The sequence below is a fragment of the Microbacterium sp. NPDC087592 genome (assembly GCF_044743585.1).
Taxonomy (GTDB): Bacteria; Actinomycetota; Actinomycetes; order Actinomycetales; family Microbacteriaceae; genus Microbacterium.
Window position 1 is genome coordinate 1,730,244 of sequence record NZ_JBIUWT010000001.1, and the last position, 18,903, is coordinate 1,749,146.

Annotated in this window: 23 protein-coding genes; 14 read left to right on the forward strand and 9 right to left on the reverse strand. The window is 68.7% G+C overall.

What is annotated here, in order from left to right; genetic code table 11:
- The first annotated feature begins 108 nt into the window (after positions 1-108).
- A complete protein-coding gene (locus tag ACIOTO_RS08215) occupies positions 109-1,128 on the forward strand; it encodes a zinc-dependent alcohol dehydrogenase family protein (RefSeq protein WP_400857384.1) in 1,020 nt (339 codons plus the stop codon).
- Here the strand turns inward: ACIOTO_RS08215 and ACIOTO_RS08220 are convergent.
- Positions 1,118-2,038, reverse strand: coding sequence for a DMT family transporter (locus ACIOTO_RS08220; RefSeq protein ID WP_400857385.1), 921 nt, complete (start codon positions 2,036-2,038; stop codon positions 1,118-1,120). The two genes, ACIOTO_RS08215 and ACIOTO_RS08220, sit on opposite strands and share 11 nt — an antisense overlap.
- A 106-nt stretch (positions 2,039-2,144) precedes the next feature.
- On the opposite strand from ACIOTO_RS08220, the gene ACIOTO_RS08225 reads away from it, so the two are divergent.
- Positions 2,145-2,984 carry a sulfurtransferase gene (locus tag ACIOTO_RS08225; RefSeq protein ID WP_400857386.1) on the forward strand — a complete coding sequence of 280 codons (840 nt, stop codon included), beginning with the start codon at positions 2,145-2,147 and terminating at the stop codon, positions 2,982-2,984.
- Here the strand turns inward: ACIOTO_RS08225 and ACIOTO_RS08230 are convergent.
- The gene (locus tag ACIOTO_RS08230; RefSeq protein WP_400857387.1) at positions 2,972-3,895 is read right to left on the reverse strand and encodes a hypothetical protein; all 924 of its coding nucleotides are present in this window, start codon (positions 3,893-3,895) and stop codon (positions 2,972-2,974) included. The two genes, ACIOTO_RS08225 and ACIOTO_RS08230, sit on opposite strands and share 13 nt — an antisense overlap.
- A 304-nt stretch (positions 3,896-4,199) precedes the next feature.
- Here ACIOTO_RS08230 and ACIOTO_RS08235 point away from each other — a divergent pair, with 304 nt between their 5' ends.
- From ACIOTO_RS08235 to ACIOTO_RS08245, 3 genes are all read left to right on the forward strand, one after another.
- The gene (locus ACIOTO_RS08235; RefSeq protein WP_400857388.1) at positions 4,200-4,850 is read left to right on the forward strand and encodes an acyl-CoA synthetase; all 651 of its coding nucleotides are present in this window, start codon (positions 4,200-4,202) and stop codon (positions 4,848-4,850) included.
- Positions 4,847-5,200, forward strand: coding sequence for a hypothetical protein (locus ACIOTO_RS08240; RefSeq protein WP_029264364.1), 354 nt, complete (start codon positions 4,847-4,849; stop codon positions 5,198-5,200). Before ACIOTO_RS08235 ends, ACIOTO_RS08240 begins: the two co-directional genes overlap by 4 nt.
- Positions 5,201-5,270: 70 nt before the next feature.
- Positions 5,271-6,704, forward strand: a complete 1,434-nt coding sequence (locus tag ACIOTO_RS08245; protein ID WP_400857389.1) for an MDR family MFS transporter — start codon at positions 5,271-5,273, stop codon at positions 6,702-6,704.
- A gap of 20 nt (positions 6,705-6,724) precedes the next feature.
- Here ACIOTO_RS08245 and purB read toward each other — a convergent pair whose 3' ends face one another.
- Positions 6,725-8,107 (reverse strand): adenylosuccinate lyase, encoded by a 1,383-nt coding sequence (gene purB, locus ACIOTO_RS08250; protein WP_400858078.1) that lies wholly within the window; start codon positions 8,105-8,107, stop codon positions 6,725-6,727.
- Positions 8,104-8,643 carry a low molecular weight protein-tyrosine-phosphatase gene (locus ACIOTO_RS08255; protein WP_029264367.1) on the reverse strand — a complete coding sequence of 180 codons (540 nt, stop codon included), beginning with the start codon at positions 8,641-8,643 and terminating at the stop codon, positions 8,104-8,106. Before ACIOTO_RS08255 ends, purB begins: the two co-directional genes overlap by 4 nt.
- 148 nt (positions 8,644-8,791) lie before the next feature.
- On the opposite strand from ACIOTO_RS08255, the gene ACIOTO_RS08260 reads away from it, so the two are divergent.
- Genes ACIOTO_RS08260 through ACIOTO_RS08275 form a run of 4 tightly spaced genes read left to right on the forward strand, consistent with a single transcriptional unit; the run spans position 8,792 to position 10,993 of the window.
- Positions 8,792-9,055, forward strand: coding sequence for a hypothetical protein (locus ACIOTO_RS08260; protein WP_400857391.1), 264 nt, complete (start codon positions 8,792-8,794; stop codon positions 9,053-9,055).
- Entirely contained in the window at positions 9,052-10,338 is a 1,287-nt protein-coding gene (locus ACIOTO_RS08265) for a hypothetical protein (RefSeq protein ID WP_400857393.1), read from the forward strand. Before ACIOTO_RS08260 ends, ACIOTO_RS08265 begins: the two co-directional genes overlap by 4 nt.
- Positions 10,339-10,376: 38 nt before the next feature.
- Complete coding sequence (locus ACIOTO_RS08270) at positions 10,377-10,595, forward strand: type II toxin-antitoxin system VapB family antitoxin (RefSeq protein WP_167381565.1); 219 nt, start codon at positions 10,377-10,379, stop codon at positions 10,593-10,595.
- Entirely contained in the window at positions 10,592-10,993 is a 402-nt protein-coding gene (locus ACIOTO_RS08275; RefSeq protein ID WP_400857395.1) for a PIN domain nuclease, read from the forward strand. Before ACIOTO_RS08270 ends, ACIOTO_RS08275 begins: the two co-directional genes overlap by 4 nt.
- A 22-nt stretch (positions 10,994-11,015) precedes the next feature.
- On the opposite strand, the gene ACIOTO_RS08280 is transcribed toward ACIOTO_RS08275, so the two are convergent.
- The 3 genes from ACIOTO_RS08280 to ACIOTO_RS08290 are packed head-to-tail and all read right to left on the reverse strand — an operon-like array spanning position 11,016 to position 12,041.
- Entirely contained in the window at positions 11,016-11,420 is a 405-nt protein-coding gene (locus ACIOTO_RS08280) for a phage holin family protein (protein ID WP_029264370.1), read from the reverse strand.
- A gap of 34 nt (positions 11,421-11,454) precedes the next feature.
- Complete coding sequence (locus ACIOTO_RS08285; protein WP_105711712.1) at positions 11,455-11,838, reverse strand: type II toxin-antitoxin system death-on-curing family toxin; 384 nt, start codon at positions 11,836-11,838, stop codon at positions 11,455-11,457.
- On the reverse strand, positions 11,835-12,041 hold the full coding sequence (locus ACIOTO_RS08290) for a ribbon-helix-helix protein, CopG family (protein ID WP_400857397.1): 207 nt from the start codon (positions 12,039-12,041) through the stop codon (positions 11,835-11,837). Before ACIOTO_RS08290 ends, ACIOTO_RS08285 begins: the two co-directional genes overlap by 4 nt.
- Before the next feature lie 87 nt (positions 12,042-12,128).
- Between ACIOTO_RS08290 and ACIOTO_RS08295 the strand changes: the two genes are divergently transcribed.
- The 5 genes from ACIOTO_RS08295 to ACIOTO_RS08315 all read left to right on the forward strand — a co-directional run bounded on the left by ACIOTO_RS08295 (position 12,129) and on the right by ACIOTO_RS08315 (position 17,211).
- Positions 12,129-13,196: a histidinol-phosphate transaminase gene (locus ACIOTO_RS08295; protein ID WP_400857398.1), complete on the forward strand. Its 1,068-nt coding sequence runs from the start codon at positions 12,129-12,131 to the stop codon at positions 13,194-13,196.
- A 105-nt stretch (positions 13,197-13,301) separates the two neighbouring features.
- Complete coding sequence (locus ACIOTO_RS08300) at positions 13,302-14,429, forward strand: thiamine pyrophosphate-dependent dehydrogenase E1 component subunit alpha (RefSeq protein WP_105711709.1); 1,128 nt, start codon at positions 13,302-13,304, stop codon at positions 14,427-14,429.
- Positions 14,426-15,406 carry an alpha-ketoacid dehydrogenase subunit beta gene (locus tag ACIOTO_RS08305; protein WP_372467658.1) on the forward strand — a complete coding sequence of 327 codons (981 nt, stop codon included), beginning with the start codon at positions 14,426-14,428 and terminating at the stop codon, positions 15,404-15,406. The genes ACIOTO_RS08300 and ACIOTO_RS08305 overlap by 4 nt, the downstream gene beginning before the upstream one ends.
- Positions 15,407-15,433: 27 nt before the next feature.
- Positions 15,434-16,786, forward strand: a complete 1,353-nt coding sequence (locus ACIOTO_RS08310) for a dihydrolipoamide acetyltransferase family protein (RefSeq protein ID WP_400857399.1) — start codon at positions 15,434-15,436, stop codon at positions 16,784-16,786.
- Between the two features lie 134 nt (positions 16,787-16,920).
- Positions 16,921-17,211 carry a DUF4031 domain-containing protein gene (locus ACIOTO_RS08315; protein WP_400857400.1) on the forward strand — a complete coding sequence of 97 codons (291 nt, stop codon included), beginning with the start codon at positions 16,921-16,923 and terminating at the stop codon, positions 17,209-17,211.
- A 111-nt stretch (positions 17,212-17,322) separates the two neighbouring features.
- Here the strand turns inward: ACIOTO_RS08315 and ACIOTO_RS08320 are convergent, their stop codons facing one another.
- On the reverse strand, positions 17,323-17,991 hold the full coding sequence (locus tag ACIOTO_RS08320) for a C1 family peptidase (protein ID WP_400857401.1): 669 nt from the start codon (positions 17,989-17,991) through the stop codon (positions 17,323-17,325).
- Positions 17,988-18,884 (reverse strand): ImmA/IrrE family metallo-endopeptidase, encoded by an 897-nt coding sequence (locus ACIOTO_RS08325; RefSeq protein ID WP_400858079.1) that lies wholly within the window; start codon positions 18,882-18,884, stop codon positions 17,988-17,990. Before ACIOTO_RS08325 ends, ACIOTO_RS08320 begins: the two co-directional genes overlap by 4 nt.
- Positions 18,885-18,903 lie beyond the last annotated feature (19 nt).

An 18,903-nucleotide genomic window follows, 5' to 3' on the forward strand; every position in this document is an offset into this window, starting at 1 on the left:
CGTCGAACTATTCCCGTCCGCCGTGATCCGAGGGGTGCCATGAGAGAGCCTCCCACGCGTGGCGGAATCGGCGTTGACTGGATTCACACGACAGAAGGAGCAGTAAGAATGCGTGGAGTAGTCATGTACGCCCCCGGCGACGTCCGGGTCGAGGAGCGCGAGAAGCCGACGATCACCCGGCCGACGGATGCCGTCATCCGGCTCGCCGCGACCTGCATCTGCGGGTCGGACCTGTGGCCGTACCGCGGCGACGACGACGTCGATCACACCCCGATGGGGCACGAGTACGTCGGCGTCGTCGAGGAGATCGGCGCCGAGGTGCAGACCCTGAAGGTCGGCGACTTCGTGGTCGGCTCGTTCATGGCCTCGGACAACACCTGCGAGATCTGCCAGGCGGGCTACCAGTCCCGCTGCGTGCACGTCGTCCCGATGGGGAAGTACGGCACGCAGGCCGAGTACTCGCTCATCCCGCACGCCGACGGCACGCTCGTCGTCACGCCCGGGCAGCCCGACGCCGACCTGATCCCCTCGCTGCTCGCGGCATCAGACGTGCTCGGCACGGGCTGGTTCGCGGCGGTCGCCGCCGAGGCCGGACCCGGCAAGACGGTCGCCGTCGTCGGTGACGGGGCGGTGGGACTGCTGGGCATCCTCGCCGCCCGCGAACTCGGGGCCGAGCGCATCATCGCGATGAGCCGGCACGCCGACCGGCAGGCACTGGCGCGCGAGTTCGGCGCCACCGACATCGTCGAAGAGCGCGGGGACGAGGGGGTGGCACGTATCAAGGAGCTCACGAACGGGCTCGGCGCGCACTCGGTGATCGAGGCGGTCGGCACGCAGGAGTCGATGATGCAGGCGATCCGCTCGACCCGCCCCGGCGGACATGTCGGCTACGTCGGCGTCTCGCACGACGTGGCACTGCCCGGTGAGGAGCTGTTCTTCTCCGGCGTGCACCTGCACGGTGGGCCCGCGCCGGTGAGGCGCTTCCTGCCCCAGCTGATCCAGCTCATCTGGGACCGCAAGATCGACCCCGGCAAGGTGTTCGACCTCACCCTCCCACTCGAGGATGCCGCCGAGGGATATCGCGCGATGGACGAGCGTCGCGCCACCAAGGTGCTGCTCACGGTCTGACGTCGTCGAGCGGCGGCGAGCCGCCGCTCTCGGCTCGCCGCCGCACGAGCTTCAGCTCGCTCGCGAGGATCCCGAGCACGACGAGCGCTCCGCCGATGAGCGCGGTCGCGGGCAGGCGCTCGCCGGCGATACGCCCGATGACCCCTGCCCACACCGGCTCGCCGGCGTAGATGATGGTCGCGCGGGTGGGGGAGACCGACTTCTGCGCCCAGTTCATGGTCAGCTGGATCAGGCAGCTCGCCGCGCCCAGCCCCACCGCGCAGCCGACCCAGATCCATGAGAACTCCGGCACGCCCTCACCCACCACCGGCATCGTGAGCAGCCCCAGCACTCCGGCGGTCAGCAGCTGGATGACGGTGATGCGGCCGAGGTCGATCTTCCCGGCGAACAGGCTGATCAGGATGATCTCGGCCGCGATGGGCAGAGTGCTGATCATGGTCGCGATCTCGCCGGCGCCGAGGGTGAGCGCGAAGGCGTCGGGCCCGGCGATCAGCAGCAGCCCCACGAACGCCAGCCCGGCACCCGCGAAGGCCATGGCCGGCGGTCGCTTGCGGAACACGGCCCACTGCGCGAACGGAACCAGCGGCACGTACATCGCGGTGATGAAGGCAGAGGTGCTGCTGTCGATGGTCTGCAGCCCGAGCGTCTGCAGCCCGTAGCCGAGGTAGATCATGACGCCGATCGCGACGCCGGCGCCGACATCACGCCAGCGGATGCCGCGCAGCACGCGGCGGAAGATGACGACGCTGATCAGTCCCGCGATCAGGAACCGGATGCCGACGAAGAACCAGGGCCCCGAGTGCTCCATCGCCCAGTGCACGAGCAGGAACGTGCCGCCCCACACCGCGGTGATCGCGATGAGTGCGGCCTCTTGCGGGCGGAGCCGCATCCACCGAAGACGAGAGGGCATCGCTGCCCCTTCCTCGACGTTGCCGGATCGAGCATAGTCGCGCGGATCGTGACGGGAGAAGACGACCCCGAACCGGATGCTGCCGCAGACTCGGTAGCCTCGCAGGATGAGCGACTTCGTGAGTGCATCCGAGCTGAACGACCTGCTGAGCCGAGGCGCGCCCGTGCGTGTGATCGACGTGCGGTGGCGGCTGGATCGACCCGAGGCCGGGCATGACGACTACCTGACGGGCCACATCCCCGGTGCCGTGTTCGCCGCGCTGGACACGGAGCTCGCCACTCACGGCGAACCATCGGAGGGCCGGCATCCGCTGCCGTCGACCGCCACCCTCCAGGACGCGGCCCGTCGCTGGGGCGTCCGGGCGGGCGACACGGTCGTGGCCTACGACGACTTCACGGGCATCTCGGCGGCTCGCGCCTGGTGGCTGCTGCGCCAGGGCGGTGTCGATGTGCGTGTGCTCGACGGCGGCATCCGGGGCTGGCAGGCCGAAGGCTTCGAGGTCGCGACCGATGATGTGGTGCCCGAGCCGGGCGATGTCGTGCTCGACGAGATCGGCGGCGACGCGCTGTCGATCGACGAGGCCGCCGCATTCCCGCAGTCGGGCGTGCTGATCGACGCGCGAGCGGCAGAGCGGTACCGCGGCGACTCGGAGCCGTACGACCCGGTCGCCGGACACATCCCCGGCGCGCGTAACCTCCCCGAACCCGTGCACTTCGATGCGGCGGGCCGGATCCTCGACCGCGAGACGATCCTGGCGTCCTTCGCCGAGATCGGGGTGACACCCGGCACGCCGGTCGCCGCCTACTGCGGGTCCGGCGTCACGGCCGCCCACACCGCACTCGTCCTGCACGAGGTCGGCATCGACGCCCGAGTCTTCCCCGGCTCGTGGAGCCAGTGGTCCAACACTCCGGGTCGGCCGGTGGCGACGGGCGATCAGCCCGGCTGATCCGCCCGTGTGCCGTACCCCCAGTGCAGCCCGAGAGCACCGGGGCCGAATGCGCGGCGCACCAGGTGCACCGACGTCCCGCGGGTAAGCGGTATGTCCGTCACGGTGACGCCCTCCGGGGTCTCGACCCGCTCCTCGCACCAGTCCGGCACGGCATCCGGGTGGAACCGGGTCCACACCAGCAGCTCTCTGGCCTTCTGCGCCAGGGCGTGACCGGTGTCCCGCATCGGCGGGTAGTCGGGCGGATACGTCACCGACCACTCGACCATCGCCGTGTCCGGTGCGGTCAGGGGCACGTCGAGTTCGAAGAGCACTCCGTGCACCTCGCCGTCGGGATGCGAGTACCGCGCGGTGATGCGTCCGCCTGAGACGGCGCTCAGGACCGGTGCCGGTGTGCTCACGCCCGGCGTGATCTCGAGGAACGGGATGGCCGTGATCGTCCCGATCGTGGACTGCACGATGCTGCGGGTGATGCTGTACGCGACGTTGCCGTCGGCGTCGACGTCGGTCACGGAGTGCGTCGTCAGCTCGCGCGAGGTGTCGGGGTACGACGCGCCCAGCGCCTCGAAGGCGACCATGACCGCGCGTTCCAGTTCCTCCTCGTCGAGGGGGAACTGGTTGGGTCCGAGGGGACCTGTCCGGTTCGTGGGGCCGAGGTGTCGGCGCAGCGCCCCGGCGTCGAGCCCGAGGAGGTCTTCGATGTCGACCAGCGCGGCGAGCGACTGCGCACCTTCCGGGCGTCGCGCGCCCGAGCGCCAATAGCTCAGCGTGGCCATCGACACGCGGTTCCCGCGCATGTTGAGCTGCTGATGCAGCCAGGACAGTGTCACGTGTCTCGCGTTGATCGCGTCGCGCAGGGCCGCCGCGAAGGCATCGGATACGGACCTGCGTTCGTCATACTCGTAACTCATCACAGCCCCCGTCCGGTATGTGAAGACCACCGCCCTAAAGTGAGCATACGACCGCACGCGCGCACCTCAGGGGACCGGGTGGGCATGTGGGGTCACTTGGCCGTCATCGCAGGCAGGGTGCCCGACCCTGCGAAGACCGGCCTGACGCAGTGATGCCCCCCTTGCTGCGTACGTCGTGAAGCCCGGCAATCGATCTGGGGAGATCAGCCGGGCTTCACGAATCCTCCTCCGCACGCCCGCGGGCGCTGCGACTCCGCGCCCCCGCGTAGACTGGGAGGAACACCCCGGAGGACTCTGGACCGTCATGTCTGCCCCTGTTCGCGCATTCACCATGCGCCACGTGCAATTGCTGCGCGCGCTGTTCGCCGCCGTCGCCGCATTGATGATCACGTTCTCATCGGACCACTCCGCTCCCGTCGGCCTCTCGGTCTTCAGCGGCTTCGTCTTCACCACCGCGCTCGTGCAGCTGCTCGCGGCCTGGCTGGTGCTCCCGGCGGGCTCGCGCTGGTCGTACATCCTGCTCGCCGCGCTCGGCGTCGTCGCCGGTGGCGTGAGCGGCATCCCGGCCTGGCGATCCGACGACCTGTTCTTCATCGTCGTGTCCTCCTGGGCGATCGTGAGCGGCGGCATCGAGATCCTCGCCGGCATCCGCTCGCGTCGTACCGCTGATCCGCTCTCGCGCGACGCGATCACCGTCGGCGCGCTGGGCATGCTGCTGGGCGTCGTCCTGCTGCTGATCCCGGCCGGATTCCTGCAGGAGTACACGATCGAGAAGGCCGGCACGTTCGTGCTGTCCGGCATCATCCTCGGCGTTGGCATGTTCGGCGGCTATGCGGCGATCGTCGCGGTCTTCCTCGGCATCGCCGGACTCACCCCGAAGCGGGTGGATGCCGCCGCCGCGGCCACCGAATCGAACGACAGCACCGCCCCTGCGGAGCACGGAGGAGAGCGATGAGCGACGAGAAGCCCACCCGTCGGGACATCCTGCGCCCGCTGCACCTGCTGCTGATCGCGCTGGGCTGCGGCGTGTTCGCCATGGTTGTCACGCTCGTCTCCACCGGCGCTTTCACCACGCGTGTGAACACGGCGATCGCGAACGGCACCTACGACGGGCTTACGCCGATCGCGCTCGGGCTCGTCGTCGGCGGCGGGGCGTTCATCGTCACGCTGCTGATCCTGGCGATGCTGATCCTCGCGGTCGACCCCGCCGACGTCACCAAGACCATCGACCGTCCGGTGCTGTACGACCCGGAGCCCGAGGGCGAGGCGGAGGGCGACGAGCCCGGCCGCACGTCGTCCTCGTGACGGGCGAGGGAGCCGCGCCTTTCGCGGCACTCGTCGGAATAGTCCCGGCGCCGCGGGGCTTGTCCCTGAAGTGACTGCCTCCGTCGACCGCGCCTCCATCGGACTCCGGTCGCCGAGAGGCCCCATCCTCGGCGCGTTGATGCTCGCGACCGGGCTCATCGCGATCGATGCCACGATCCTCGCCACCGCGGTGCCCAGCATCGTCCGCGATCTCGGCAGCTATCAGCAGTTCCCGTGGTTGTTCTCGGTGTATCTGCTGGCGCAGGCCGTGAGCGTGCCCATCTACTCCCGGTTCGCCGACACGGTCGGCCGCAAGCCGATCATCCTGCTCGGCATCGCCCTGTTCCTCCTCGGCTCGATCCTCTGCGGCTTGGCGTGGAGCATGCCCGCGCTGATCGTCTTCCGCATCATCCAGGGGCTCGGCGCGGGTGCGGTCGCGCCGATGGCCATGACGATCGTCGGAGACATCTACACCGTCGCCGAGCGCGCCAAGGTGCAGGGGTACATCGCGAGTGTGTGGGCGATCTCCTCCGTCGTCGGCCCGGCGCTCGGCGGCATCTTCGCTCAGCTCGACGCGTGGCGCTGGATCTTCTGGGTCAACATCCCGCTGTGTCTGATCGCGGCCTGGATGCTGCAGCTCAAGTACAAGGAGCAGAAGCAGACCGAACGGCACCGGATCGACTACGCGGGAGCCGTGCTGCTCACGGTCGGGTTGACCGGTCTGATCCTCGGGATGCTGGAGGGCGGCAACGCCTGGGCGTGGATCTCCGTCCAGAGCGCCCTGTGTTTCGGGATGGGCATCGTGGCTCTCGTGCTCTTCGCGATGGTCGAACGCCGCGTCGCGGAGCCCATCGTCGACCTCCGCCTCGCGGCGAGGCCGCTGATCCTGACCACCACCCTCGTCTCGCTCGGGGTGGGCGCGCTCATGATCGGCGTCACCAGCTTCGCCCCCGCCTACCTCGAGGGCTCGTTGGGCATCGCGCCACTGCTGTCGGGTCTGGCGGTCGCCGCGTTGACGCTCGGGTGGCCGATCGCCGCAGCGAACGTGGGGCGTCTGTATCTGCGCATCGGGTTCCGTCGCACCACACTCATCGGGATGAGCATCGCCTCGGTCGCGGCGATCGTCCTCGCCTCGGTGTCGGCTTGGCCGAACCCCTGGGTGCTGTCGCTGATCGCGTTCGTCCTCGGGTTCGGGCTCGGGTGGAGCGCCGCGCCGACCCTGATCGCCGCGCAGTCCTCCGTGGGGTGGGGCGAGCGCGGAGCCGTGACGGGCATGAATGCGTTCGCGCGCTCAGCGGGCAGCGCCGTGGGAGTTGCGGTGTTCGGGGCGATCTCGAACGCGGCCATCGCGCAGGGCGCCGGCCCCGATGACCCCGACACGATCATCCACGCGTCGGTGTGGGTGTTCGTCGCGGTCGCCGTGACCGCCCTGCTCACGCTGCTCGCCGCCGCTTTCATGCCGAAGGACAAGGTCGAGGACCACTCCGGCGAGCCCGCCTCCTAGCCCGCTGGAGCGGTCTGGCGCTAGCGGGCGAGGCGCTCGGCGATGCCGGTGTACGTGGCCGGAGTCAGCGCGAGGAGGCGCTGCTTCGCGGCATCGCCGATCTCGAGCCCCTGCACGAACTCGGCGAGGTCGGCGGCGCCCACCCGGTGGCCGCGCGTCAGCTCCTTGAGCAGCGCGTACGGGTCGGTGATCGTGGACCGACCGGCGACGACCTCGGCACGGATGACGGTCTGGATGGCCTCGGCGAGCACCTCCCAGTTCACGTCGAGGTCGGCCAGCAGCACGTCCCGCGAGAGCGAGATCGCATTGAGGCCACGGCGCAGGTTGTCGAGGGCGAGCAGCGAGTGCCCGAACGCGACGCCGATGTTGCGCTGCGTGGTGGAGTCGGTGAGGTCGCGCTGCAGGCGGCTGGTGACCAGGGTCTGGCCGAGCGAGGCGAGCAGCGCACCCGAGATCTCGAGGTTCGCCTCGGCGTTCTCGAAGCGGATCGGGTTGATCTTGTGCGGCATCGTCGACGAGCCGGTTGCGCCGGCGACCGGGATCTGCGCGAAGTACCCGAGCGAGATGTAGGTCCAGATGTCGGTGGCGAGGTTGTGCAGGATGCCGCCGGCATGGCGCACGCGGTCGTACAGCTCGACCTGCCAGTCATGCGACTCGATCTGGGTGGTGAGGATGTTGAAGCCGAGTCCGAGGCCCTCGATGTACTCGCGGGCGATGGTCGGCCAGTCGGCGTCGGGGTCGGCCGCCAGGTGCGCCGACCAGGTGCCGGTCGCGCCGGAGAACTTGGCCAGGTAGTCGGATGCGGCGATCTGGCCGCGCACGCGCTCGAGGCGCCATGCGAAGACCGCGAGCTCCTTGCCCATGGTCGAGGGCGTCGCGGGCTGGCCGTGCGTGCGGGAGAGCATCGCGGCATCGGCGTGCTCGACCGCGAGTTCGCGGAGCTTCGCGATAACGGTGTCGAGGGCCGGCAGCCAGACCTCCTCCACGGCGCGCTTCACGGTGAGCGCGTAGGAGGCGGAGTTGATGTCCTCGCTGGTGGCGGCGAAGTGCGTGAGCTCGGAGATGGCGTCGAGTCCGAGCGTCGAGAGGCGGTCGCGCACGAGGTACTCGATGGCCTTCACGTCGTGCTGGGTGACGGCTTCCTTCTCGGCGAGCCAGTCGATCTCGGCCTGCCCGAAGTCGCGGTACAGCGCACGCAGGCGTTCCTTGTCGGCATCCGACAGCGGGGTCGTCTCGAACAGCGAGCGGTCGGTGAGGGCGATCAGCCACTCCACCTCGACCTCGACCCGTGCGCGGTTGAGCCCCGCCTCGGAGAGGAAGTCGGCGAGACCGGTGACGGCGCCGCGGTAGCGACCGTCGAGAGGGCTCAGGGGCTGCGGCGGGAGCGAAGGCTGGAAAGTCAGGGGAGTCCTCCTGATGAGGCCCCGAAGGTTCGGGGCGAGCGGGGGAGACGGAGAGCGGGTTCGAGCTGGCGGAACAGGCCCCGAGTCGCCGCCTCAATCATACCGAGCACCGAATCGAACATCGCCGCCCCCGCGTAGTACGGGTCGGGGACGTCATGGGTGGAGGCGTCCGGGTCGAACGCGAGGAGCAGCGTGACCTTGCCCTCCTCGTCCTCGTCGTGCGCCCACTCCCGCAGGATGCGCTCGTGGGTGCGGTCGAGCGCGACCACGAGGTCGTTGTCGGCGAAGGCCGCGGCGGTGAACTGGCGCGCGCGGTGCCGAGAGCCGTCGTAGCCGCGCCGGGCGAGGGAGTCGATCGTGCGGTCGTCGGCGCGCTCGCCCAGATGCCAGTCGCCGGTGCCGGCGCTGCGCGAGACGATACGCGAGCCGAGTCCCTGCCGCTCGGCGAGGTCGCGGAAGACGACCTCGGCCATGGGAGAGCGGCAGATGTTCCCCGTGCAGACGAAGATCACGCGGAAGGGATCCGGGGATGTCACAGATACATTCTGCCCGCCTCCGACGATCCTGCACAGCGCGGGGTGCTCAGGCGGGCCCTCTCTGCACACCCAGATCCGGGTTTCCTCTCTCCACCGACCGCGAGAATCCGGTCGGGCCCGGACCCGTCGAACGCAGAGGCTGAGGGCCATGTACTCCATCGCGCAGAATCATGCCATCGCCTCCGAGGCCAGCTGGGTCTGGATGCTGACCAGTCGCGAGATCGGTTCGGCGATCTCGCTGCTCGAAGACGCGGGAGCCGTGCTGGTGTCGCTCGTCGATGCGTCGGATTGGCAGTCCGAGGGGTTCCGCGCCCTACATGAGCGGCTGGCGCGACTGCGTGAAGACTGCGGCGCCGAGATCGGGCATCTCCACGTGCGTCAGTGGGAGCTGAACGCCGGAGGAGCGGAATGAGCGGCCTGGAGATCGGGCACGGCGGGGTGATCGCCGTCGACACCGAGCAGCTGCGCGATGTCGGTTCCCGGATGCAGACGGTGGCGACGCAGTGCGAGGAGGCTCGGGCCGCGATCGCCCGCGCCGGTGCGCTCCTGGCCTCTGCGCCGGAGGCCGCCCCGCAGGTCGATATCGGTGCGCTGCATCGCAGCGGGGAGCGTGTCGGAGAGCTGCGTGCCGAACTCGAGGATGCCTGCGCGGGCACCCTCCTGATGGCGGACGCATTCGAAGTGGTGGAGCTTCGGGCGGAGGCCGAAGCTCTCGCCCTGGGGGATCGCGCGGGCGCGAGTGCCCTTCGGGCGCGTATCCATCGACTCCTCGACGGCGACGCGCGCGTCGGAGTGATGGCCGACTGGCTGGTTGCCGACTGGGCGGGGCGACGCCACGGAGGCGTGCCCGAACCGATGGGCGTCTTCGGACTGCTGCCGTCACTGCTCCTGGCCGGGGCGTTCGCCGGCCTCACGTCCACGCTCGGGAAGGTGCCGTCGGGAGCCCGGCTCACGGGGGCCGCAGATCCCGTGCGGGTGACTCCGACCGCCACGTCGACCCCGGCCGGTGCGCCGAAGGGCGTGGCCGGTGCATTGAAGCGCCTGCCGTCGTCGAGTGCGCAGGTGGCGGTCGAGAAGTACACCATGGCCGACGGCGCGACCCGCTACGTCACCTACGTCAAAGGGACGCAGAACTCCGTGCCCTGGGAGGGTGGCGAAGAGGATCCGTGGGACATGAAGTCGAACCTGGAGCTCTATCAGGGGCAGCGGTCGGCGTCGTATCAGGCGACCGTCGACGCGCTGGCCGCCGCGGGCGCAGAGCCTGGAGACCGGGTGGACATCGTGGGCTACTCGCAGGGCGGGATGATCGCGGCGCACCTCGCGATGGAGAGCGACTACGACGTCGCGATGCAGCTGACGGCGGGAAGCCCGCAGGAGTCGTCGCTCGGTGACGGCCAGACTCTCATCCAGCTCTCGCACTCCGACGACGTCGTCGCGAAGCTCGCTGCGGGAGGATCGGCCACGGGCACCGGTTCTCCCGACAGTTTCACCGCGACACGCGAAGTCGACCCGCAGGACGGCCTGTACGACCTGTCGCTGCAGCCGCACGCGCTCGAGGCCTACATCGAGACTGCACAGATGGTGGACGACTCGTCCGATCCGCGTGCCGAGGCGCTCGACGCGTACTGGCGGGAGCTCGGCGATGCCGTCGAGATCGAACGCACCGAGTTCCATGCCGAGCGGGTGAAGCGGTGATCGCGACGGCTGGTGTATCCGAGGTGTACCGTGCGTGTATGGCTCGCACGAACATCGACATCGACGAAGAACTCGTCCGGGAGGTCATGCGCAGGTACGACCTCTCCACGAAGAAGGAGGCGGTCGATCTCGCCCTCCGCAGGCTCGTCGGCGTGCCTCTCACGAAGGACTTCCTCCTCGGCCTGAAGGGCACGGGCTGGAGCGGAGACCTCGATGCGATCCGCGACGATCCGCCGTCGCCGTGGGGCGACGCGTGATCCTCGTCGACTCCTCCGCGTGGATCGCCTACCTTCGCGGGGTCGACGCACCGGTCGTCGAGCGACTCGACGGACTGATCGCCGCCGGCGCGGACATCGCGATCACCGAGCCGGTGATCATGGAGCTGCTCGCCGGAGCGCGGCGACCGCAGGAGCTCTCGAGGGTGGAGGCGCTCGCGAACGGGCTTCCGCTCGCACCACTGCACGCGGTCACCGACTTCCGAGACGCGGCAGAGCTCTACCAAGCCTCGGCGGCCAACGGCCACCCGATCCGCAGCATGATCGACTGCCTGATCGCCGCCGTCGCGATTCGCCGTGACATCCCGCTCCTGCACGGCGACCGCGACTTCGAGTTCCTCGCCGAGATCAGTCCGCTTCGCCTCGACGTTCCGGCGTGATCGCCGGGCTCAGTCGCCGGGTTCAGTCGCGGCGGGCGGCCTTCTTCTGCGGGCGCAGGATGAAGCCGAAGATGCCGTTGATCACCGAGATGATGAGCGCGGCGAGCACGCCCCACCAGAAGTCGCCGACCGTCAGGCCCCAGCCGAAGCCGCTCGTGATCCACGCGGTCAGCCACAGCAGGAATCCGTTGATCAGGAAGCCGATCAGGCCGAACGTGATGATGTAGAGCGGGAACGCGACGATCTTCACGACCGTGCCGATGATCGTGTTGACGATGGCGAAGATCGCGGCCACCGCCAGCAGCGTCAGCACCACCTGCAGGGTCTCGCCGGGCGGGAACGCCCTGATCGTGACCTGGAGGGCGGGGATCAGCGTGACGACCCAGATGGCGAAGGCGTTGACGACGACGCGGATGATGAAGCGCATAGTCCGACCAGTGTCGCACGGACGCCGGCGAGAGTCAGCTGCGAGCGGTGCTCACGGGAATGCGGTTCGCGCGAATACGTCGCTCAGACTCGTCGAGATCGATCGCACCGGAGGCCACTCCGACGACGAGGTCGAATGCGTCGTCGGTGGTGAAGCGGTGCTTCCATCCGTTGATCCACAGGAACGCGACGAGGCTCGTCCACGCCGTCCGCTTGTTCCCGTCGAAGAGCGGGTGATTGCGCGCCAAGGATTCGAGGAGAGCGGCAGCTTTTCGGTCGATGGTCGCGTATGCGTCGTCGCCGAAGAGTGACGCGGAGGGTCGAGCGAGAGCCGAAGCGAGCAGTCCGGCGTCGCGGACATGGAAGCCGAGTCGTTCGACGATCTGAAGGCCGTCCGCCAGAGTGAGGTACTCGGTCATGCGTCTTCGAGGCGCTCGAGCAGGGCTTTGTCATTGTCGAGCACGAAGTCGACGGCGGAATCCACGAGAGCCGAGCGGCTCGTGTCATTCGCAAATCGCGTCGCCGCCTCGATGATCACCGCGTGCTTCGACATGTGCCGCGCCCGCGCGATCGCCTCGAGCTGTGCATCGAGTTCTGCCGGGAGCCGCACCGTCATCGCCATACCAAAATGGTACCACTGCACTTCTCTACCCGACAGGGGGCCCGCCGCGCCATCCTGACCTGTGCCGCTCCCTCGTAGACTCGACGCGTGACCGAGCCGATCCTGCCCCGTATCCGACCCGCCATCGCCGCTCTCGCGCCGTACCGGCAGGGCAAGCAGGCGGGGCCCGACGCGTTCAAGCTCTCCAGTAACGAGAACCCGTTCGACCCGCTCCCGTCGGTGCTCGAGGCGCTGCAGCGCACCACCCCGATCAACCGTTACCCCGACGCGACCGCCGGTCGTCTGCGCGAGCGCCTGGGTGCGCGTTACGGCGTCGACCCCGAGCAGGTGCACGTCGCCTCCGGCAGCGTCTCGATCCTGCACCAGCTGATCCTCGCGACCGCCTCCGTCGGCGACGAGGTCATCTACGCCTGGCGCTCGTTCGAGGCGTACCCGAGCCTGCCGCTCGTCGCCGGTGCGACCGGGGTCCAGGTGCCGCTCACCGCCGACTCCCGTCACGACCTCGAGGCGATGGCGGATGCCGTCACCGAGCGGACCCGCGCGATCATCCTCTGCACCCCGAACAACCCGACCGGACCGATCATCACCTCGGCCGAGTTCGCGGCCTTCGTCGAGCGCGTGCCGAGCGACATTCTGATCATCCTCGACGAGGCGTACGCTGAGTTCGTGACCGCGCCGGATGCCGTCGACGGTCTGGCCGAGCGCGTGTTCGAGCAGCACCCGAATGTCGTGGTGCTGCGCACCTTCTCGAAGGCCTACGGTCTCGCCGGCCTCCGCATCGGTTACGCGATCGGCCACGAGAAGGTGCTCGATGCCGCACGCACCACCGGCATCCCGCTCTCGGTCACGTCCGCTGCCGAGAACGCCGCCATCGCGAGCCTCGATGCCGAGCCCGAACTCCTCGAGCGCGTCGCCATCATCGTCGAGCGGCGCGCCCGTCTCGTGGAAGGTCTCCGCGCGCAGGGCTGGGACGTCCCCGACTCCCAGTCGAACTTCGTGTGGCTGCCGGCCGGTGAGCGCACCGACGAGGTGGCTGCCGCGTTCGTCGAGAACGACCTCATCGTGCGTCCCTTCTCGGGCGACGGCATCCGCATCTCGGTCGGCGAGGAAGCCTCCCTCGACCGCGTGCTCGAGGTCGCCGCCGCGGTTCGCTGATCCGCGCTCGCCGCGGCTTTCCGCGGTTTTCTCCGGCTTCCGGGCAACTACGAGGGCGTCCTAGGTATGCGTGACCGGGCATGCCGACGCGGGTAGCGTGAGAGCGTGACCACCCCCGAGACCCCCCTTGTGAGCGTTCTGGACGAGACCGGACGGTTCGCGCCGTCCGCCGCCGCCGAGCGGTATCTCCCCCTGATCGAGGCGATCAGCGATGCGGAGCTCGAGCAGTTCTACCGTGACATGGTCGTCATCCGCGCGATCGACACCCAGGCGACGAACCTGCAGCGGCAGGGCCAGCTCGCCCTGTGGCCGCCGAGCCGCGGACAGGAGGCGGCGCAGGTCGGTTCCGGTCGTGCGGCCCGCGCGCAGGACACGATCTTCCCGTCGTACCGCGAGCACGCCGTCACCCGCATCCGCGGCGTCGACCCCGTCGACATCATCAAGCTGATGCGCGGCGTCTCCCACGGCGGGTGGGACCCGACCGACCCGAAGAACGGCAACACGCGGCTCTACACGCTCGTGCTCGGCTCGCAGGTGCTGCACGCCGCCGGCTACGGGATGGGGCTCGTCTTCGACGGGCGCACCGGCACGGGTGAGATCGACCGCGACGAAGCCGTCATCACCTACTACGGCGACGGGGCCTCCAGCCAGGGCGACGTGCACGAGGCGATGGTCTTCGCCGCGAGCTACCAGGCGCCGACCGTCTTCTTCCTGCAGAACAACCACTGGGCGATCTCGGTGCCGGTGTCGACGCAGTCGCGTGTGCCGCTCGTGCAGCGCAGCGCCGGCTACGGCATCCCGAGCGTCCGCGTCGACGGCAACGACGTGCTCGCCAGCTACGCCGTCTCGCGGGTGGCACTCGACGAGGCCCGCAGTGGCAAGGGCCCGCAGGCGATCGAGGCCGTCACCTACCGCCTCGGCGCGCACACCACGAGCGACGACCCGACGAAATACCGCGGCAGCGACGAGGAGCAGTACTGGGCCGGTCGTGACCCGATCGTCCGGATGCGCGCGTTCCTCGAGAACCGCGGTGCATCCGCGCAACTGTTCGCCGATGTCGAGGCCGAGGCGGCGGATGCCGCGGAAGACCTTCGCGCCCGCAGCGTCGAACTCGGACCCCCCAGCGTCGGCAAGATGTTCGACCACGTGTACAGCGAACCGCACCCGCTGATCGACCAGCAGAAGGCCTGGCACGCGCAGTACGAGGCGTCGTTCGAAGGAGAAGCCCGATGACCCTCGAGACGATGCCGCTCAGCAAGGCGCTGAACGCGGGGATGCGCAGGGCGATGGAGAACGACCCGAAGGTCCTGCTCATGGGCGAGGACATCGGCAAGCTCGGCGGCGTCTTCCGTGTGACCGAGCACCTGCAGCGCGATTTCGGCGACCGTCGGGTGCTCGACACCCCGCTCGCCGAGTCCGGGATCGTCGGCACCGCGATCGGCATGGCGATGGTCGGCTACCGTCCCGTCATCGAGATCCAGTTCGACGGTTTCGTGTTCCCGGCGTTCGACCAGATCACCACGCAGCTCGCGAAGCTCACCAACCGGCACGAGGGCGCGCTCAGCATGCCGATCGTGATCCGCATCCCTTATGGCGGGCACATCGGCGCGGTCGAGCACCACCAGGAGAGCCCGGAGGCGTACTTCGCGCACACTCCGGGTCTGCGCGTGGTCTCGCCCTCGACGCCCAACGACGCCTACTGGATGATCCAGGAGGCGATCGCCTCGAACGACCCCGTGATCTTCATGGAGCCGAAGAGCCGCTACTGGCAAAAGGGCGAGGTCGAGCTCGACGCCTCCGCCGTTCCGCTGCATTCCTCGCGCGTCGTGCGGACCGGCAGTGACGTGACGCTCGTCGGTCACGGTGCGATGGTCACCACGCTGTTGCAGGCCGCCGCGCTCGCCGAAGCCGAGGGCACGAGCTGCGAGGTCGTCGACGTGCGCTCGCTGTCGCCGGTTGACTACGAGCCGATCCTGGACTCGATCCGCAAGACCGGGCGTATGGTCTACGCGCAGGAGGCCCAGGGCTTCGCCAGCATCGGCGGTGAGATCGCGGCCACCGTCATGGAGCGCGCCTTCTACGCGCTCGAGGCGCCGGTGCTGCGCGTCTCCGGCTACGACACCCCGTTCCCGCCGGCGAAGCTCGAGGGCGTGTACCTCCCGGATGCGGACCGCATCCTCGAAGCCGTCGACCGTTCCCTGGCCTACTGACCGCCCGCTCGGCCGAAAGGACTCGTCATGAGCACGCAGAACTTCAACCTCCCCGACGTCGGGGAGGGCCTGACCGAGGCGGAGATCGTCGCCTGGAAGGTCGCTCCGGGTGACAAGGTCGCGATCAACGACGTCATCTGCGAGATCGAGACGGCCAAGTCGCTCGTCGAGCTGCCGTCTCCGCACGCGGGCGTCGTCGGCGAGCTGCTCGTCGCCGAGGGAGCGACGGTCGAGGTCGGTGCGCCGATCATCACCTTCATGACGGATGCTCGTGACGACGCCGGCCCCGGGGTCGTCGCGACGGCCGAGGCCCCCGCGCCGGAAGAGGGCGGCGGCTCGGTGCTCGTCGGCTACGGCACGGGCGGTGGTGCCACCTCGCGCCGCAAGCGCCCGGCCGAGCGCCCGGTCCGCTCCTCGGTGGGCGTGATCGCCAAGCCGCCGATCCGCAAGCTCGCGCGCGACCTCGGCGTAGACCTCACCGCGGTCGCCGCGACCGGTGCCGACGGCGAGGTCACCCGGGACGACGTGGTCAAGCACGCCTCGCAGGCGAGTGTCTTCCGCAACATCGAGACGCCCGAGTGGGGCGACGTCCGTGAAGAGACCGTGCCCGCGCCCCAGGCCGCTCCGGCCGGACTCGCGCGGGGCCTCACCGCGACCCGTCCCTCCGCCGCCGGCGACGACCGCACCGAGTCGATCCCGGTCAAGGGTGTGCGCAAGGCCACCTCCTCGGCCATGGTGCAGAGCGCGTACTCGGCCCCGCACGTGACGGTGTGGAAAGAGGTCGACGCGAGCCGCACGATGGAGCTCGTGAAGCGCCTCAAGGCCTCGCCCGACTACGCCGACATCAAGGTCTCGCCGCTGCTGATCGTGGCCAGGGCCGTGATCTGGGCGGCTCGTCGCACCCCGATGGTGAACGCCGCCTGGATCGAGACGGATGCCGGCGCCGAGATCGCCGTGCGCCACTACGTGAACCTCGGTATCGCCGCCGCCACCCCGCGCGGCCTGCTCGTGCCGAACATCAAGGACGCGCAGGACCTGAGCATGAAGGACCTGGCGCGGGCGCTGAACCGCCTGACGCTCACGGCCCGCGAGGGCAAGACGCCGCCGGCCGATCAGCAGGGCGGCACGATCACGATCACCAACATCGGTGTGTTCGGGATGGATGCCGGCACCCCGATCATCAACCCCGGCGAGGCCGGCATCGTGGCGATGGGCACCATCAGCCAGAAGCCGTGGGTCGTCGACGGCGAGGTGCGCCCGCGCTGGGTGACCACGGTCGCCGGATCGTTCGACCACCGCGTGATCGACGGTGACGGCATGAGCCGCTTCATCGCCGACGTGGCATCCGTCCTCGAGGAGCCCGCGCTGCTGGTGGAGTGATATGAGACGTCGCTGAAGGTGCTTTTCTTCAATCGAAGTTGAACCAACTCAGCGATGTTGATCCAGATCGACATAGTTGATCCCCGCATAGGGCTGTACCGTAGGTGTATATACACCTCGACGAAAGGGTGACGATGGCGACGTACGTGGACGACATGAGGCGACGGGCTACTGTGGGTCGCTGCTCGGCTCGGTGGTCTCACCTCATCGCTGACACCACGGAAGAGCTGCTCGACTTCGCGAAGGTTCTGGGTCTGTCGCCGGAATGGATCCAGAAGCCAGGGACGCACCGGGAGCATTTCGATGTCACGGATGGCATGCGCATTCGTGCGCTCGCGTACGGAGCCGTGCCCATCACCTTCCAGGAGCTCACCGCTGTGACGCGACGGATCAGGGCGGAGCGCCGCGGTGCCGAATCAGCCTAAGACGCCTCTGCGTTCGATGCGGATCGACGATGATCTGTGGAATGCCGTGCGCCTCAAGACGAGGAGAGAGGGTCGCAGCGTCACCAGCGTGATTGTGCGTGCGCTGCGCAGCTACGTGGCTGAAGGTGCCGTTGCCGCAACCGTAACGACGTCAGCGGAGCACATCCGCGCCGCGAGATGATCAACGCTCACCCACGCGCGGCCCTCCTGCCCCCAGTGGGGGCCCCAGCTGTTTCGGAGCAGCACCCAGTAGCGAGAGCCGTCATGTCCGGTCTGAACGGCCACGACAGCGTGAAGCCCTAGGCTCGGAGCGCCTTTCGGCGGGTCGAGCACCATCTCTCCATGTGGAGTCAAGAACTCTTGGGATAGATCAATGACCACGACCACCGGTTGATCTGCGAGCAGCGCGCTGATGACGCTCCACTGTTCGGCGGGGCGGCCTTCGATCTCCGCTGTCATCCACGGCGATGCGGAGAGTGTTGCCGGAGGAGGTTGCGGGTCGGAGGCCTCACCGTCGTACGGCCATTCGGCGTCGAGTGGTTGACCCTGGTCCCGGACTGCGGCCGCCATTGCATCCATGTTCGTCCCGCCTGGGGCGGTGCGGCCTGCCGCGTAGGCGTGCTGCCAGAGCGCTTCGGCGGAGAGCGCGTGCCCTTCAGCTCGGACGATCTGGTGCGCGACGGTCACGCTGATGGGCAGGCAGGTGTTCCTTCGGCCTTGGTCTCCGACGGGTTCGAATGCCTCGTCTATCCGATTCAGATGAGGAGTGACCGCGGTCACGACGCACTCAACGGCGGCGCGAGGATTAGAGCGTTCTCCTGAACCGGATCCAAGCGGACGGTGGCCCGCAGGCGCCAGCTCGCGACAGAGTCGTCCGGATTGAACGGACGACGTTCTTCGACGATCTGATCCACCGCTCCGGCCTCGTGGGCTTGGTACACCAGGCGCCGCGTGCCCCCCTCGCCCACGGCGGCATCCTCCCGGAGGAGGAATTGGTCGTCGACGAGGTCAAGGCCGGAGGGGTGGCTATGCCATCGGTACCCGGTGGTGGGATTCTCCGGCAACGTCACTGCGATCTCGTCGCCCTCGTTGACCGTGAGCGCAGACAGGCCGTGCTGCGCGTCGACGGTCCACACCTGGTTGACGGTTGTGCGGCTGTCGGTGCCGCCGAGGCGCTTTTTCACAGTCGCTGGTTTCACCCTCCGCAATGCGTGAAATTCCGCCGCACTGAGCTTCTTCATCTGGGCCAGATGAACAAGCATCGCCTCGTAGCTCACCCCGACGTCTCGGGACGCGGCGTAGACGGTGGTGGCATCGAGCGGGGTGCCGGGGGAGTGCAGCCGCCCAAGGGTGAGATTGATGAGCTTCCGGGGCATCAGGAACGCCGACGCAAAGGCCTGGGCCTCCTGCTCGTGGATTGAGGTGGACCCCATGATCTCTGCTGTCGTGTCCCAGCTGGTGTCGAGATCGGAATGCAGGACGTAGTGCCCCAGCTCATGGGCCGCTGTATACCTTTGCATTCCCAGGGGGCGGTCCGGGTTGATGATGATCCCCCCAGTACCTTCCCTCGACATCGCACCGAGCAGGCCTTCGAACTTGTTGAACACAAGCCAGATGCCCATTCGCCGAATGACGTCGTACACGTCAACGACTTCGTCATCACCGATCCCCATGCTCACCCGAAGCCGCTGC